This window comes from Mycobacterium sp. E342, from assembly GCF_001667665.1.
Classification (GTDB): domain Bacteria; phylum Actinomycetota; class Actinomycetes; order Mycobacteriales; family Mycobacteriaceae; genus Mycobacterium.
In genome coordinates, this window is record NZ_LZJM01000103.1 from 1 (window position 1) to 13646 (window position 13646).

13 protein-coding genes and 1 pseudogene are annotated in these 13646 nt (G+C 69.7%); 8 read left to right on the forward strand and 6 right to left on the reverse strand.

Annotation, left to right across the window (positions count from 1 at the left end):
- On the reverse strand, positions 1-168 hold a 168-nt coding region (locus A5692_RS06990), incomplete at its 3' end, for an aldehyde dehydrogenase family protein (RefSeq protein WP_369830272.1).
- A 16-nt stretch (positions 169-184) separates the two neighbouring features.
- Between A5692_RS06990 and A5692_RS06995 the strand changes: the two are divergent.
- The 3 genes and pseudogenes from A5692_RS06995 to A5692_RS07005 all read left to right on the forward strand — a co-directional run.
- A pseudogene (locus A5692_RS06995) lies at positions 185-634 on the forward strand (aldehyde dehydrogenase family protein); the annotation flags it as partial.
- A 196-nt stretch (positions 635-830) separates the two neighbouring features.
- Complete coding sequence (locus tag A5692_RS07000) at positions 831-1976, forward strand: thiolase family protein (protein ID WP_068053900.1); 1146 nt, start codon at positions 831-833, stop codon at positions 1974-1976.
- Positions 1973-2776 carry a crotonase/enoyl-CoA hydratase family protein gene (locus tag A5692_RS07005; protein WP_082962435.1) on the forward strand — a complete coding sequence of 268 codons (804 nt, stop codon included), beginning with the start codon at positions 1973-1975 and terminating at the stop codon, positions 2774-2776. Before A5692_RS07000 ends, A5692_RS07005 begins: the two co-directional genes overlap by 4 nt.
- 130 nt (positions 2777-2906) lie before the next feature.
- On the opposite strand, the gene A5692_RS07010 is transcribed toward A5692_RS07005, so the two are convergent.
- Both A5692_RS07010 and A5692_RS07015 read right to left on the reverse strand, forming a co-directional pair.
- On the reverse strand, positions 2907-3923 hold the full coding sequence (locus A5692_RS07010) for an NAD(P)/FAD-dependent oxidoreductase (RefSeq protein WP_068053903.1): 1017 nt from the start codon (positions 3921-3923) through the stop codon (positions 2907-2909).
- Positions 3920-4420: an isoprenylcysteine carboxyl methyltransferase family protein gene (locus A5692_RS07015; protein WP_068053905.1), complete on the reverse strand. Its 501-nt coding sequence runs from the start codon at positions 4418-4420 to the stop codon at positions 3920-3922. Before A5692_RS07015 ends, A5692_RS07010 begins: the two co-directional genes overlap by 4 nt.
- A 185-nt stretch (positions 4421-4605) precedes the next feature.
- On the opposite strand from A5692_RS07015, the gene A5692_RS07020 reads away from it, so the two are divergent.
- Both A5692_RS07020 and A5692_RS07025 read left to right on the forward strand, forming a co-directional pair.
- The gene (locus A5692_RS07020) at positions 4606-5751 is read left to right on the forward strand and encodes an NAD(P)H-binding protein (RefSeq protein ID WP_068053908.1); all 1146 of its coding nucleotides are present in this window, start codon (positions 4606-4608) and stop codon (positions 5749-5751) included.
- Positions 5748-6470, forward strand: a complete 723-nt coding sequence (locus A5692_RS07025) for a CPBP family intramembrane glutamic endopeptidase (protein ID WP_068053913.1) — start codon at positions 5748-5750, stop codon at positions 6468-6470. Before A5692_RS07020 ends, A5692_RS07025 begins: the two co-directional genes overlap by 4 nt.
- A gap of 6 nt (positions 6471-6476) precedes the next feature.
- Here the strand turns inward: A5692_RS07025 and A5692_RS07030 are convergent, their stop codons facing one another.
- Complete coding sequence (locus tag A5692_RS07030; RefSeq protein WP_068053916.1) at positions 6477-7814, reverse strand: DUF2867 domain-containing protein; 1338 nt, start codon at positions 7812-7814, stop codon at positions 6477-6479.
- A gap of 85 nt (positions 7815-7899) precedes the next feature.
- Positions 7900-8709 carry an enoyl-CoA hydratase gene (locus A5692_RS07035; protein ID WP_068053918.1) on the reverse strand — a complete coding sequence of 270 codons (810 nt, stop codon included), beginning with the start codon at positions 8707-8709 and terminating at the stop codon, positions 7900-7902.
- A 97-nt stretch (positions 8710-8806) separates the two neighbouring features.
- On the opposite strand from A5692_RS07035, the gene A5692_RS07040 reads away from it, so the two are divergent.
- Positions 8807-9892, forward strand: a complete 1086-nt coding sequence (locus A5692_RS07040) for a CaiB/BaiF CoA-transferase family protein (RefSeq protein WP_068053920.1) — start codon at positions 8807-8809, stop codon at positions 9890-9892.
- 53 nt (positions 9893-9945) lie between these two features.
- Positions 9946-10698, forward strand: a complete 753-nt coding sequence (locus tag A5692_RS07045; protein WP_068053923.1) for a 3-hydroxyacyl-CoA dehydrogenase — start codon at positions 9946-9948, stop codon at positions 10696-10698.
- 132 nt (positions 10699-10830) lie between these two features.
- Here A5692_RS07045 and A5692_RS30120 read toward each other — a convergent pair whose 3' ends face one another.
- A complete protein-coding gene (locus tag A5692_RS30120) occupies positions 10831-10953 on the reverse strand; it encodes a hypothetical protein (protein WP_085981634.1) in 123 nt (40 codons plus the stop codon).
- A 310-nt stretch (positions 10954-11263) separates the two neighbouring features.
- Between A5692_RS30120 and A5692_RS07050 the strand changes: the two genes are divergently transcribed.
- Complete coding sequence (locus A5692_RS07050; RefSeq protein WP_068053926.1) at positions 11264-13585, forward strand: MMPL family transporter; 2322 nt, start codon at positions 11264-11266, stop codon at positions 13583-13585.
- Positions 13586-13646 lie beyond the last annotated feature (61 nt).

Below are 13646 nucleotides of genomic sequence, written 5' to 3' on the forward strand. Positions count from 1 at the left end.
CGCGTCGGGGCCGCCGACCAGCGCCGTCGCGCCCTCCTCCACACCCTTGCGGATGTAGCCCATCACGCGGTTGCGCTGCACCTCGGAGATCACCGGACCGCACAGCGTTCCCGGGTCCTGCGGGTCGCCGCACGTGACGTTCTCGTAGATGCTCTTCAGAATCTCCACGCCCTCGTCGTAGCGCAACCGCGTGATGGGCTACATCCGCAAGGGTGTGGAGGAGGGCGCGACGGCGCTGGTCGGCGGCCCCGACGCGCCGACCGGCTTCGACAAGGGATTCTTCGTCCGGCCAACGCTTTTCACCGACGTCGACAACTCCATGACCATCGCCCAGGAGGAGATCTTCGGGCCGGTGCTGGCCGTCATCCCGTTCGACGACGAGGAAGACGCGATCCGGATCGCCAACGACAGCAAGTACGGGTTGGCCGGCAACGTGATGTCGGGCTCGCTGGAGCGCTCGCTGGCGGTGGCCCGCCGGATCCGGGCCGGCTTCATGGGTGTCAACGGCGGCGCCCCGTACGCCGCCGATACCCCGTTCGGCGGCTACAAGTACAGCGGGGTGGGACGCCAGAACGGTGTAGTCGGGTTCGACCAGTACACCGAGGTCAAGTCGGTCGGCTACCCCGCCGGTTAGGCGTTCACCTTTCGCCGAGATTGCCGCCAGGGTCGCGCTTCGCGGGCGGACCGCGACCGCTGCGGCAATCTCGGCGCGGCCGCGACGCGCAACCAAACCCACCCCGCCACGCGCCCTCCCAACCCCTTGGTTGACAATCGACGCAGGCCCCACTTTCACCAATACCTGAGGTTCCAGCGTCAAAGGAGACACAACCATGGCCGAAGCCGTCATCGTCGAGGCAGTGCGCTCGCCGCTCGGGAAGCGCAACGGCGGGCTGTCCGGGGTGCATCCGGCCGACCTGTCCGCGCAGGTCCTGAACGGACTGGTCGAGAAGGCCGGTATCGACCCGGGAATCGTCGACGACGTCATCTGGGGCTGCGTGATGCAGGCCGGGGAGCAGGCCCTCGACATCGGGCGCACCGCGCTGCTGGCCGCCGGTTGGCCCGAGACCGTGCCCGGCGTGACCGTCGACCGCCAGTGCGGGTCGAGCCAGCAATCCATCCACTTCGCCGCGGCCGGCGTGGTCGCCGGGCACTATGACGTCGTCGTCGCCGGCGGTGTCGAGTCGATGTCACGGACGCCGATGGGATCGTCGCTGGCCAACGGTGGTAATCCGTACCCCCAGGCGTTCAAGGACCGATACCACCGGACGCCGAACCAGGGCATCGGTGCGGAAATGATCGCCGAGCAGTGGGGCTTCGACCGACTCGCGCTCGATGAGTTCTCCCTGGGCTCTCACGAAAAGGCCGCAGCCGCACAGGATTCCGGCGCGTTCGACGACCAGATCGTCGGCATCAAGGATCAGGACGGCAACGTCGTCCTCAAGGATGAGGGCATCCGCCGCGGCACCCCGATGGAGAAGATGGCGTCGCTGAAGCCCGCGTTCAAGGAGGACGGCGTGATCCACGCCGGCAACTCCTCGCAGATCACCGACGGTTCGGCCGCTCTGCTGTTCATGTCCGCCGAGAAGGCCAAGGAACTCGGCCTCACGCCGATCGCAAAGGTGCACACCGCGGTACTGGCCGGGGCCGACCCGGTGATCATGTTGACCGCGCCCATCCCGGCGACCCAGAAGGCGCTGAAGCGCTCCGGGCTTTCCATCGGCGACATCGGGGCCTACGAGGTCAACGAGGCGTTCGCCCCGGTCCCGCTGGCGTGGCTGAAAGACATCGGCGCCGACGAGAAGAAGCTCAACCCGAATGGCGGCGCGATCGCGCTGGGCCACCCGCTGGGCGGTTCGGGCGCGCGGTTGATGACCACGCTGCTGTATCACATGCGGGACAAGGGAATTCGCTACGGCCTGCAGACGATGTGCGAGGGTGGTGGCCAGGCCAACGCCACCATCGTGGAGCTGTTGTGACGGACGCCCCCGCCGACCAGCCGGCGGTGCTGGTCGAACGCCGCGGCAACGTCATGGTGATCACCATCAACCGGCCCGAGGCCCGCAACGCGGTCAACGGTGCCGTCAGCATCGGCGTCGGGGACGCGCTCGACGCGGCGCAACACGACCCCGAGGTGCGGGCCGTGGTGATCACCGGCGCCGGCGACAAGTCGTTCTGCGCCGGCGCCGACCTCAAGGCGATCTCCCGTCGGGAGAACCTGTATCACCCCGACCACGGTGAGTGGGGTTTCGCCGGCTACGTGCATCACTTCATCGACAAGCCCACCATCGCGGCGGTCAACGGCACCGCGTTCGGCGGGGGCACCGAGCTGGCCCTGGCCAGTGACCTGGTGGTGGCCGACGAGCGGGCCCAGTTCGGCCTGCCGGAGGTCAAACGCGGGCTCATCGCGGCCGCCGGCGGCGTCTTCCGGATCGTGCAGCAGCTCCCGCGCAAAGTGGGGATGGAGCTGCTGTTGACCGGCGAGCCGATCACCGCCGCCGACGCCTTCGAGTGGGGCCTGATCAACCAGGTCGTCGAGGCGGGCACCGTGCTGGAGGCCGCGCTGGCCCTGGCCGCGCGAATCACCGTCAACGCACCCCTGTCGGTGCAGGCCAGCAAGCGCATCGCCTACGGGGTCGACGACGGCGTCGTCACCGACGAAGAGGCGGGCTGGGCCCGGACCATGGCCGAGATGGGCGTCCTGATCAGGTCCGAGGACGCCAAGGAGGGCCCGCTGGCGTTCGCCGAGAAGCGGGAGCCGGTCTGGAAGGCGCGTTAGTGGCGATCGCGAGCGCGGCGGTGGCGATCGCGAGCGCGGCGAAGCCGGGCGAAGCGGGGCGCTACAGTCAGCGGCAGCCGGGCGATGGGGGCACCTCCCGCTTGCGGGGGACGGGTCGCCACCATCAGGCCTAACCCGCCAGGACGTTCACCCCACGCTGGAACACGCCGGGCAGCAGCGTGCAGGCCGGCACGATGGCGCGGCGGGCCACCGGCGGGGCGCTGGCCAGCACCAGTCCCCGGGTGAGCAACCGATAGCTGCGGGTGATCCGTTGCCACGCAAGCTCATACGACGCCGGCGTTTCGTCGACGATCGCGGCGACGGCGGCGCCCGCTTGCTTGACCGCCAGGCTGATGCCCTCGCCGGTCAGCGCGTCCTCGTAGCCCGCCGCGTCGCCCACCAGGAGCACCCGCCCGGCGACCCGCCGGGACACCACCTGCCGCAGCGGGCCGCATCCCCGCGCCGGCCCCCGCGCCGCGCCCTCCAACCGCCCGGCCAGCCCGGGGAACCAGCCCAGGTCGGGCCGGCCCCGGGAGAGGATCGCCACGCCGACCAGGTCCGGCTCCACCGGAGTCACATACGCCTCACCCCAACGCGACCAGTGCACCTCGACGAATTCCGACCAGGCGGGCACCCGGTAGTGCCAGCGCACGCCGTAGCGCCGCGGTGTCCCGGCCGTCGCCGCGATTCCGGTGGCCCGCCTGACCTGTGAGTGCAGTCCGTCGGCCGCCACCATCCATTTCGCGCGCACACCGGCGGCGGCCACCCCGCGAGCGTCCTGGTGCACGGTGGTAACCCGGGCCCGAAGCCATTCGGCGTCTTGCTCTTTCGCGCGTGCGGCCAGCGCCGCGTGCAGCGTGGTCCGTCGCACCCCCCGGCCGGGCCCGCGGTGAAACCGCGCCTGCGCCCGGCGGTGTTCGCTGACATAGGCGATGCCATGAAAGGGCATGCCGGCCGGGTCGACGCCGAGGGATGTGAGCTCGGCGAGCCCGCCGGGCATCAGGCCCTCGCCGCAGGCCTTGTCGATGGGGCCCTCGCGCGGGTCGGCGACGATGACCGAGAGCCCGTGCCGGCGGGCGTGCAACGCGGTGGCCAGACCCCCGGGTCCGCCGCCGACGACCAACAGGTCGGTGTCGTAATCGCTCACGTGTAGCCCAGGGCCGAGTTCTCGACCTGCAGTCGCACCCTGAGCAGCGCCGCGTTGGCCAGCGTGAACACGGCGGCGGTCAGCCACGCCGTGTGCACCAACGGCAGCGCCAACCCCTCAGCCACCACTGCAACGTAATTGGGATGGTGCAGCCAGCGGTAGGGGCCCTGGCGTACCAGCGGGGCATTCGGCAGCACGATCACCCGGGTGTTCCACCGCCGGCCCAGTGTGGCGATGCACCACCAGCGCAGGCCCTGGCTGAGCGCCACCACCGCCAGCATCGGCCAGCCCAGCCATCCGATGAACGGCCGGTGCAGCGCCCACGGCTCGAGAATGCAGCCGACCAGCAGTGCGGTGTGGATGAGCACCATCACGGGGTAATGCGGGCGACCAAACTCCTTGGCGCCCTGGGCGAAAGACCACCGGGCGTTCCGGTTGGACAGCACCAGCTCGGCGACGCGTTCGATGCCGACCGCCAGGACCAGCAGGTAATACATGTCTCCACTATCTCTTGACGAGGGTTCCTTGTACCCACGGTGCCGCCGGCGCGGGGGTTCAACCCCGCGAGCGTAACGGCGTGGCGGAAATTCGGCCCGAAATGCGTCGTGGCGTTACGTACGCGACGAGAGATTCTCGTGCCCGCGAGGTTTGCGCGCATCGCCGCCGGGCTAGTGTCCAAGGTATGCGGATCCTGGTCACAGGCGCCACCGGCTATGTCGGATCGCGGCTGGTCACGGCGCTGCTGGCGAACCGGCACCACGTCGTGGCCGCCACCCGAAAACCCGCGCGACTCAGGCGGTTCGGATGGTTCGGCGAGGTCACACCGGTGGCACTCGACGCCGCGGATCCCGCCTCCACCCGGGCGGCCCTCGCCGAATCCGGGCCCGTTGACGTGGTGTATTACCTGGTGCACGCCATCGGTCAGCCCGGCTTCCGGGACGCCGACAAGGCCGCGGCCGCGAACCTGGCGGCGGCGGCCCGGGACGCCGGCGTGCGACGCATCGTCTACCTGGGCGGGTTCGTGCCCGCGGACGAGGTGCTGTCCGAGCACCTCACGAGCAGGGCCGAGGTGGCCGAGGCGCTGACGACCCCGGGCGGGCCGGAGGTGGTGTGGCTGGGCGCGGCGATGATCATCGGGGCGGGATCGACCTCGTTCGAGATGATGCGCTACGTCGGTGACCGTTTTCCGCTCATCCCCATACCGAGCTGGATGGACAACCCGATCGACCCGATCTCGATCCGCGATGTCCTGCACTACCTCGTCGCCGCCGCCGATCCCGACCTGGTGCCCGCGGGGGCGTACGACATCTCCGGCCCGGACACCACGTCCTACCGCGAGCTGCTCAAGACGTATACGCGCATCTCGGGCAGGTGGCACGCCGGCTTGCCGGTGGGCAGGGTCGACACGGGGCTGGCGTCGCTGATCACCGGCGTCGCCCTTCCGGTGCCGCCGGGGCTGGCCGGCGATCTGGTCGAATCGCTGGATCACCCGATGGTGGCGTCGAAGGGCGACCTACGCGATCGCGTGGCCGACCCACCCGGTGGGTTGCTCGGCGTCCAGGACGCCATTGCCCTAGCCTTGGCCGATCAGCCGAATCGCCCGTCCCCGGTCAACGCCCTGGCCGATCCCCATCACCTCGCCGACACCGATCCCGCGTGGGCGGGCGGCGACGCGCGGCGCATCCGCCACCTGGCCCGCCGCCTCACCCCGCCCGTCGTGCGGCCGGCTTTGGGGCTGGTGGGCATGGTCCCCGGTCCGCTCGCCGGCGCGCTTCGAACCGGCCTCGACCTCCTGATCGCCCTGACCCCGAAGGTGCATCCCGCATGAGCCAGTCAACCGCCCCGTCCGACACCGGCGTGCTGTCCGAGTGGTGGCGCGCCCTCAACAAGGTCGCTGTGCCCCATCATGAGTCGCCGGCCGTCGTGCGACGCCGGCGCGCCATCGTGACGGTCACGCTGGTGGTCGGCGCGGCGACGCTCGCGTTCTCGCTGCGGCGTCACCCGGGGGAGTCGAGCTTCTACTGGCTCACGCTGGCGCTGGCGGGCGTGTGGTTCGCCGGCGGGCTCATCTCGGGCCCGCTGCACCTGGGCGGCATCTGCTGGCGTGGCCGCAATCAACGGCCGGTCATCACCGGGACGACGATCGGTCTCCTGCTCGGCGCAGTCTTCGTGGTGGGCGGGCTGATCGCCCGGGAGATCACGCCGGTGGCGGAGTTGATCACCCGGGTGCTGGAATACGCCCACCACGGGTGGTATCCGGTGATCGTGGCGATCACCCTGGTCAACGGCGTCGCCGAGGAGGTGTTCTTTCGCGGCGCCCTCTACACCGCGCTGGGCCGCCATCACCCCGTCCTGATCTCGACCGTCCTCTACACCTGCGCGACGCTGGCCAGCGGCAACCCCATGCTCGGCTTCGCCGCGGTCATCCTGGGGACGGTGTGCGCATTCGAACGCCGGGCGACCGGCGGCGTCCTGGCGCCGATGCTCACACACCTGGTGTGGGGGCTGATCATGGTCCTCGTGCTGCCCCCGATGTTCGGGGTCTGACGCCGGCTATCGGGCCGGGCCGACGACTTCGCGGGCCAGCGCACGCATCCGGGCGGCGTGGACCGGCCGCGCGAAAAACCAGTACACCCGCCCCGGGATGCCCCTCGGCAAAAAGATGGACCGCTGGGAGTAGCGGCTGCCGCGGCCGTCTTGCGGCGTGACCGCGATCTCGAGCCATTCCCGTCCCGGCGCCCGCTTCGTGGAGCGCAGCCGCAACAGCGTCCCCGGCGTACGCTCCTCGAGCTTCCAGCCCGTCCGCGAGGTCACGGCGTCCTCCGCCGCCTTCCAGACCGCGGCGGGTTCGGCGGGGCTGTGGGCGGTGCGCGCATCGGTGTAGACGATTTCCCCCGCCCACTCCGGGTCGCTGGGCAGCGCCTCGGCCGGTTCGGACCGCAACGACGACCACGAGGGTTCCGGGACGCCCCGCGCGGCGCGGCTGAGCGCCAGCTCGACGGCCCGGCGGTAGGGGATCAGGCCGCCCGGCGGGGGCGCGATCACGCTGTCGACGTCGTGGTTGCGCATCACCGCGTCGCATTCCAGCGACTCGATCAGTGGGCGCGCCAACCCCGGCGGGATCGGCGTCACCGTTCCGACCCAGAGGCTGGCGATCGTGGGCGTCAAGAACGGCAGCACGATCAGATAGCGCTTGCCCAGCCCCGCGACTTCGGCGTAGACGCGCATCATGTCGCCGTACTCCAAGACGTCGGGTCCGCCGATGTCCCAGGTGCGCGAGGACGGCACCGCCGCCGTCGCCGCGGCGACCAGGTAGTACAGCACATCGCGCACCGCGATCGGCTGGATCTTGTTGTGCACCCACTTCGGGGTGGTCATGACCGGCAACCGGTCGGTGAGGTGCCGGATCATCTCGAACGACGCCGACCCCGAGCCGACGACGACGCCCGCCTGCAGCACCAGCGTTTCGATGCCCGACGCGATGAGCGCATCGCCGACCGCCGTCCGCGATTCCAGGTGCGGTGAGAGCTTGCGGCCCTCGGGATGCAGCCCACTCAGGTACACGATGCGCCGCACCCCGGTGCGACGGGCGGCGGTGACGACGTTGCGCACCGCGCGCGTCTCCTCGTCGGCGAAGTCCTTCGCCGAGCCCATCGAATGGACCAGGTAGTAGACGACATCGATTCCGTCGAACGCCGCGATCAGGGAATCGACGTCACTGAGGTCGCCGCGCGCGACCTCCGCCTGCTGCCGCCACGGCACGTCCGCCAGCTTCGCCGGGTTGCGCGCCAGGGCGCGCACCGGGTGGCCTTCGTCCAAGAGTCGGGGCACCAGCCGGGCACCGATGTAGCCGGTCGCCCCGGTCACCAGGCATCGCACCTGTCCAGCCATGGATTCTCCGTCCGTCGCCTTCGGAATTATTCGGACCCGACGCGGGGAGGATTACCGGCGTGGGCCACCGGTAAGCGCCATGGGCTCAGCGATCGGTGAACTCTGGCGCTCGGCGCTGCTGGAAAGCCTTTGTGCCCTCGACGAAGTCGTGGGATCGCAGCAGCACGGCCTGCCCCTCGTATTCACGCTGCAACGCCGGATCCAACTGGGTGAGCGTGGCCGCGTTGATCGCCAGCTTGGTCTTGCCGAACGCGGCGACGGGCCCCGCCAACAGCCTGGCGATCACCTTGTCCACCTCGGCCCCGAATTCGTCGGCGGGGTACACGGCGCTGACCAACCCCCAAGACAGCGCCTCGGCGGCCGGGAGGCGTTCGGGCAGCAGCGCCATGTGCATCGCCCGGATGCGCCCGACGGCGGCGGCGATCAGCGCCGACGCGCCACCGTCGGGCATCAGGCCGATCTTGGTGAAGGCGAGCATGAAAAAGGCGCTCTCCGAAGCCAATACGATGTCACACGCCAGCGCCATTGAAACGCCGACGCCGGCCGCCGGTCCCTGGACCACGGCGACCACCGGGTGTGGCACGGCGGCGATCGCCCGGATCAGCCGGTTGATCTCTAGGACGATCTCGTCCGGTGAGAGCCCGGTCCCCGACACGTCGTCGGCGCTGATCCCCGCGCCGGAGCAGAAGCCGCGGCCCGCACCGCCGAGGCGCACCACCTTCACCTCCGGATCCGTCGCGGCGCGTTCCATCGCGTCGGCGATCCCGGTAATCACCGGCACGGTCAGCGAATTGAGGCTGTCGGGCCGGTCGATGGTCACCGACAGCACGCCGTCGGTCAGCGTGACGGAAAGGCCTGCGACGGGGGTCAGGGTGTCGATCGCGGATTGCGGCATGGGCTCACCCTAAGTGACCGGGCTGCGCGCCCGTTGCGGGCGGCTGCGAAGATGCCAACATCAACGGACGTCAGAGCAGACGAAAGGTCGGTGGGTCGTGGCTGGACCGCTGAAGGGACTTCGGGTCGTCGAGTTGGCCGGCATCGGGCCGGGCCCGCACGCGGCGATGATCCTGGGGGATCTGGGAGCCGATGTGGTGCGCATCGACCGGCCATCGACCGGTCCCGGCGGTGTCGCGAAGGACGCCATGCTGCGCAACCGGCGCGTGCTGACCGTCGACCTCAAGTCCGACGAGGGACGAGCCGTCGTGCTCCAGCTGGTGGCCAAGGCCGACGTGTTGATCGAGGGTTTCCGTCCCGGTGTCACCGAGCGGCTCGGCCTCGGGCCCGAGCAGTGCGCCGAGGTCAACGAGCGGCTGATCTACGCCCGGATGACCGGCTGGGGACAGGCCGGCCCGCGCAGTCAGCAGGCGGGCCACGACATCAACTACATCTCGCTCAACGGGATCCTGCATGCCATCGGCCGGGCCGGCGAGCGACCGGTGCCGCCACTGAACCTGGTCGGCGATTTCGGCGGGGGCTCGATGTTCCTGCTGGTCGGAATTTTGTCCGCGCTGTGGGAGCGGCAGACCTCCGGCAAGGGGCAGGTCATCGACGCCGCCATGGTCGACGGCTCCAGCGTGCTGATCCAGATGATGTGGGCGATGCGGGGGCTGGGCATGTGGTCGGACGTGCGCGGCACCAACATGCTCGACGGCGGCGCGCCCTACTACGACACCTACGAGTGCGCCGACGGCCGCTACGTCGCCGTCGGCGCCATCGAGCCGCAGTTCTATGCGGCCATGCTGGCCGGGCTGGGCCTGGACGCCGCGAACCTGCCGGCGCAGAACGACGTCAGCCGCTGGCCCGAGCTGCGCGAGGCGCTGACGGCGGCCTTCGCCGGGCACGACCGCGACCACTGGGCGAAGGTGTTCGCCGATTCCGACGCCTGCGTGACGCCAGTGCTCGCGTTCGGCGAGGTGCACACCGAGCCGCACATCACCGAGCGGAACACGTTCTACGGCGTGGACGGCGGTCTGCAGCCGTTGCCGGCACCGCGGTTCTCCCGCACCAAGCCCGACGTTCCCCGCCCGCCGGCCGCGCCGCTGCCCGACGTCGAAGCCGTGCTGGCCGACTGGGTATAGTCGCCAACCAACTGGTTGGCTGGACTCGTAAGGATTCTCAAGAAAGGACTCGCATGAAGATCAAGGACGCCGTCGCCGTCGTCACCGGGGGCGCCTCGGGCCTGGGCTTGGCCACCACCAAGCGGCTGCTGGACGCCGGGGCGCAGGTGGTGGTGATCGACCTGCGGGGCGAAGAGGCCGTCCAAGAACTCGGCGAACGCGCCCGTTTCGTGCAGGCCGACGTCACCGACGAGGCCGCCGTCGGCAAGGCGCTCGACACCGCCGAGTCGATGGGCCCGCTGCGCATCAACGTCAACTGCGCGGGCATCGGCAACGCCATCAAGACGCTGTCCAAGGACGGCCCGTTCCCGCTCGATGCGTTCAAGAAGGTGGTCGGGGTCAACCTGATCGGCACGTTCAACGTGCTGCGGCTGGCCGCCGAGCGCATCGCCAAGACCGAGCCCATCGGGGAGGAGCGCGGCGTCATCATCAACACCGCCTCGGTCGCCGCGTTCGAGGGCCAGATAGGCCAGGCCGCCTACTCGGCGTCCAAGGGAGGCGTGGTGGGCATGACGCTGCCGATCGCGCGCGACCTGTCGCGCGAACTCATCCGCGTGGTCACCATCGCGCCCGGGCTGTTCAAGACCCCGCTGCTCGGTTCGCTGCCCGAGGAGGCCCAGAAGTCGCTGGGCAAGCAGGTGCCGCACCCGGCCCGGCTCGGTGACCCCGACGAGTACGGCGCGCTTGCGGTGCACATCATCGAAAACCCGATGCTCAACGGCGAGGTCATCCGCCTGGACGGTGCCATCCGCATGGCGCCCCGCTGAGTCCCCCGAACACGAAAGCCCCCCGCGAGAAGCGGGGGGCTTTCGTATCGGAGAGAGACTTTATCGACGGAACCATCGACTGACAGCGGGTTCGGCCATCAACAGCCGCGCGAGCATACTCATGGCGTCAGCTCAGCTCGCCGCTTGCAGTTCTTCGAACTGCTCGGAGGTCTCGCCTTCCACCAGCACGTCGCCGTGGTAGAGGGCTTCGAAGTCAACCTTGATGACGTCGGCACTTGTGTCGTCGATCCACATGACACTGAGCGTATGGGCCACCATTAAGGAATCTTTGAGTCACGATTCGGAAAATGGTGGCAATTTACCGGCGGGTAGGTTCCGGGCCGTCAAGCGCGGCTTTTAGCCCCGTGACCTGCTTAATTGCCGGCCAACTTTCTGGCCGGACTCTTAGTGTGGCACGGGTTTAGAGCGCCCGCGTTGAACCCAACGGCCGCCCCCACGCGTGCTTGAAGAGGAATCTGTTTGACGCGTGAAAACTAGCGTTTGTTAGGTTGTCGCCGATACGCCAGCGGCCAGCGCGATCAGCACAGGCGGCGGAAGGGTCGACATGCTGCAGGGGATCGCCCACATGGCCATCGCGGCGCCCCGCCGCATCATCGCCATCGGTGTCCTGGTATTCGTCGCCGCCGCGATCTTCGGCATCCCGGTCGCCAAGAGCCTGTCTCCCGGCGGTTTCCAGGACCCCCACTCGGAGTCCGCCCGCGCGATCCAGGTGCTGACCGACAAGTTCGGCCAGAGCGGTCAGCAGATGCTCATCGTGGTGACCGCTCCCGGCGGCAGCGACAGCGAACAGGCCCGCACCGTGGGCACCGACCTCGTCAACCGGCTGCAGAAGTCACCCCTGGTCTACAACGCGTCGTCACCGTGGACGGTCCCACCCCAAGCGGCCGCCGACCTGCTCAGCCGCGACGGCAAGTCGGGTCTGATCGTGGTGAACCTCAAGGGCGGCGAGAACTACGCGCAGAGCAACGCCCAGACCGTCGCCGACCAATTCGTCCACGACCGTGACGGGGTCACCGTTCGCGCCGGCGGCGCGGCCATGCAGTACGCGCAGATCAACACGCAGAACCAGGCCGACCTGCTGGTGATGGAGATGATCGCGCTGCCGCTGAGCTTTTTGATCCTGATCTGGGTGTTCGGCGGGCTGCTGGCCGCGGCGTTGCCGATGGCGCTGGGCGCGCTGGCCGTCGTCGGGTCCATGACGGTGTTGCGGCTGATCACGTTCACCACCGAAGTGTCGATCTTCGCGCTCAACCTGAGCACCGCGCTGGGCCTGGCGCTCGCCATCGACTACACGCTGCTGATCGTCAGCCGCTACCGCGACGAGTTGGCCGAAGGGGCCGACCGGGACGAGGCGCTGATCCGGACCATGGCCACCTCCGGGCGGACGGTGTTGTTCTCCGCGGTCACCGTGGCGCTGTCCATGTCGGCGACGGTGGCGTTCCCGATGTACTTCCTCAAGTCGTTCGCCTACGCCGGCGTGGCCACCGTGGCCTTCGTCGCGACCGCCTCGATCGTGATCACCCCGGCCGCCATCGTGCTGCTGGGCCCCCGGCTGGACGCGCTCGACGTGCGCCGGCTGATGCGCCGGGCCTTCCGGCGGCCGGAGCCGGTACGCAAGCCCGTCGAAGAGCTGTTCTGGTACCGGTCGACCAAGTTGGTGATGCGCCGCTGGGCGCCGATCGGCCTGACCGTCGTGGCGCTGCTGCTCCTGCTCGGGCTGCCGTTCATGGGCGTCAAATGGGGTTTCCCGGACGACCGGGTGCTGCCGCGGTCGACCTCGTCGCACCAGGTCGGTGATCAGTTGCGCAACGACTTCGCGAACGACTCCGCGACGTCCGTGCCGGTCGTCGTCCCGGATGCGCGCGGCCTGAACCCGGCGGACCTGGACTCCTACGCCGCAGGCCTGTCGCGGGTGCCCGGCGTCGCGGCCGTGTCGGCCCCCGGCGGGACGTTCGCCGGCGGGAACCGGACCGGACCGCCGACGGGGGCCACCGGCCTGGCCGACGGCAGCGCGTTCCTGACCGTCAGCAGCACCGCGCCGCTGTTCTCCGCGGCGAGCGACGCCCAACTCAAGCGGTTGCACCAGGTGCCCGGGCCGGCGGGGCGGTCCGTCGCGATGGGTGGCGTCGCCCAGGTCAACCGCGACAGCGTCGACGCGGTCACCGACCGCCTCCCGCTGGTGCTCGGGTTGATGGCCGCGATCACCTTCGCGCTGCTCTTCCTACTCACCGGCAGCGTGCTGCTGCCGGCCAAGGCGCTGGCCTGCAACATCCTGTCGCTGACCGCGGCGTTCGGTGCGCTGGTGTGGATCTTCCAGGACGGGCATCTCGGCGCGTTCGGCACGACGCCGAGCGGGACGCTGGTCGCGAACATGCCGGTGCTGCTGTTCTGCATCGCCTTCGGGCTGTCGATGGACTACGAGGTGTTCCTGCTGTCCCGCATTCGGGAGTACTGGCTCACTTCCGGTGCCGCGCGACCGGCGACGCCGAGCCCGAAGCAGGCCGACGCCGCCAACGACGAGAGCGTGGCGCTCGGGGTGGCCCGCACCGGCCGGGTGATCACCGCCGCCGCACTGGTGATGTCGATGTCGTTCGCCGCGCTGATCGCCGCCCACGTGTCGTTCATGCGGATGTTCGGCCTCGGCCTGACGCTCGCCGTGTTCGCCGACGCCACCCTGGTGCGGATGGTCGTCGTGCCCGCCTTCATGCACGTGATGGGCCGGTGGAATTGGTGGGCGCCCAGGCCGCTGGCCTGGCTGCACGATCGGTTCGGCATCAGCGAGGGCGGGGCGCACGAGGACCGATACGTCGAGGCGATTCCGCTTGACGGTGGCCCGCGGGGGGAACCCGTGCCCAACATCGGTTAAGCACCCGCCGCATCGCCGGCAACACCCCTATCCTGAGGCCGATTCGATCGGAAGGTTGACC

Bases quoted from the DNA above. Each gene is read 5' to 3' on its own strand.
- A5692_RS07000 (WP_068053900.1), top strand. From the start codon at position 831: ATGGCCGAAGCCGTCATCGTCGAGGCAGTGCGCTCGCCGCTCGGGAAG.
- A5692_RS07015 (WP_068053905.1), bottom strand. From the start codon at position 4,420: ATGTATTACCTGCTGGTCCTGGCGGTCGGCATCGAACGCGTCGCCGAG.
- A5692_RS07020 (WP_068053908.1), top strand. From the start codon at position 4,606: ATGCGGATCCTGGTCACAGGCGCCACCGGCTATGTCGGATCGCGGCTG.
- A5692_RS07025 (WP_068053913.1), top strand. From the start codon at position 5,748: ATGAGCCAGTCAACCGCCCCGTCCGACACCGGCGTGCTGTCCGAGTGG.
- A5692_RS07030 (WP_068053916.1), bottom strand. From the start codon at position 7,814: ATGGCTGGACAGGTGCGATGCCTGGTGACCGGGGCGACCGGCTACATC.
- A5692_RS07035 (WP_068053918.1), bottom strand. From the start codon at position 8,709: ATGCCGCAATCCGCGATCGACACCCTGACCCCCGTCGCAGGCCTTTCC.
- A5692_RS07045 (WP_068053923.1), top strand. From the start codon at position 9,946: ATGAAGATCAAGGACGCCGTCGCCGTCGTCACCGGGGGCGCCTCGGGC.
- A5692_RS30120 (WP_085981634.1), bottom strand. From the start codon at position 10,953: ATGTGGATCGACGACACAAGTGCCGACGTCATCAAGGTTGACTTCGAA.
- A5692_RS07050 (WP_068053926.1), top strand. From the start codon at position 11,264: ATGCTGCAGGGGATCGCCCACATGGCCATCGCGGCGCCCCGCCGCATC.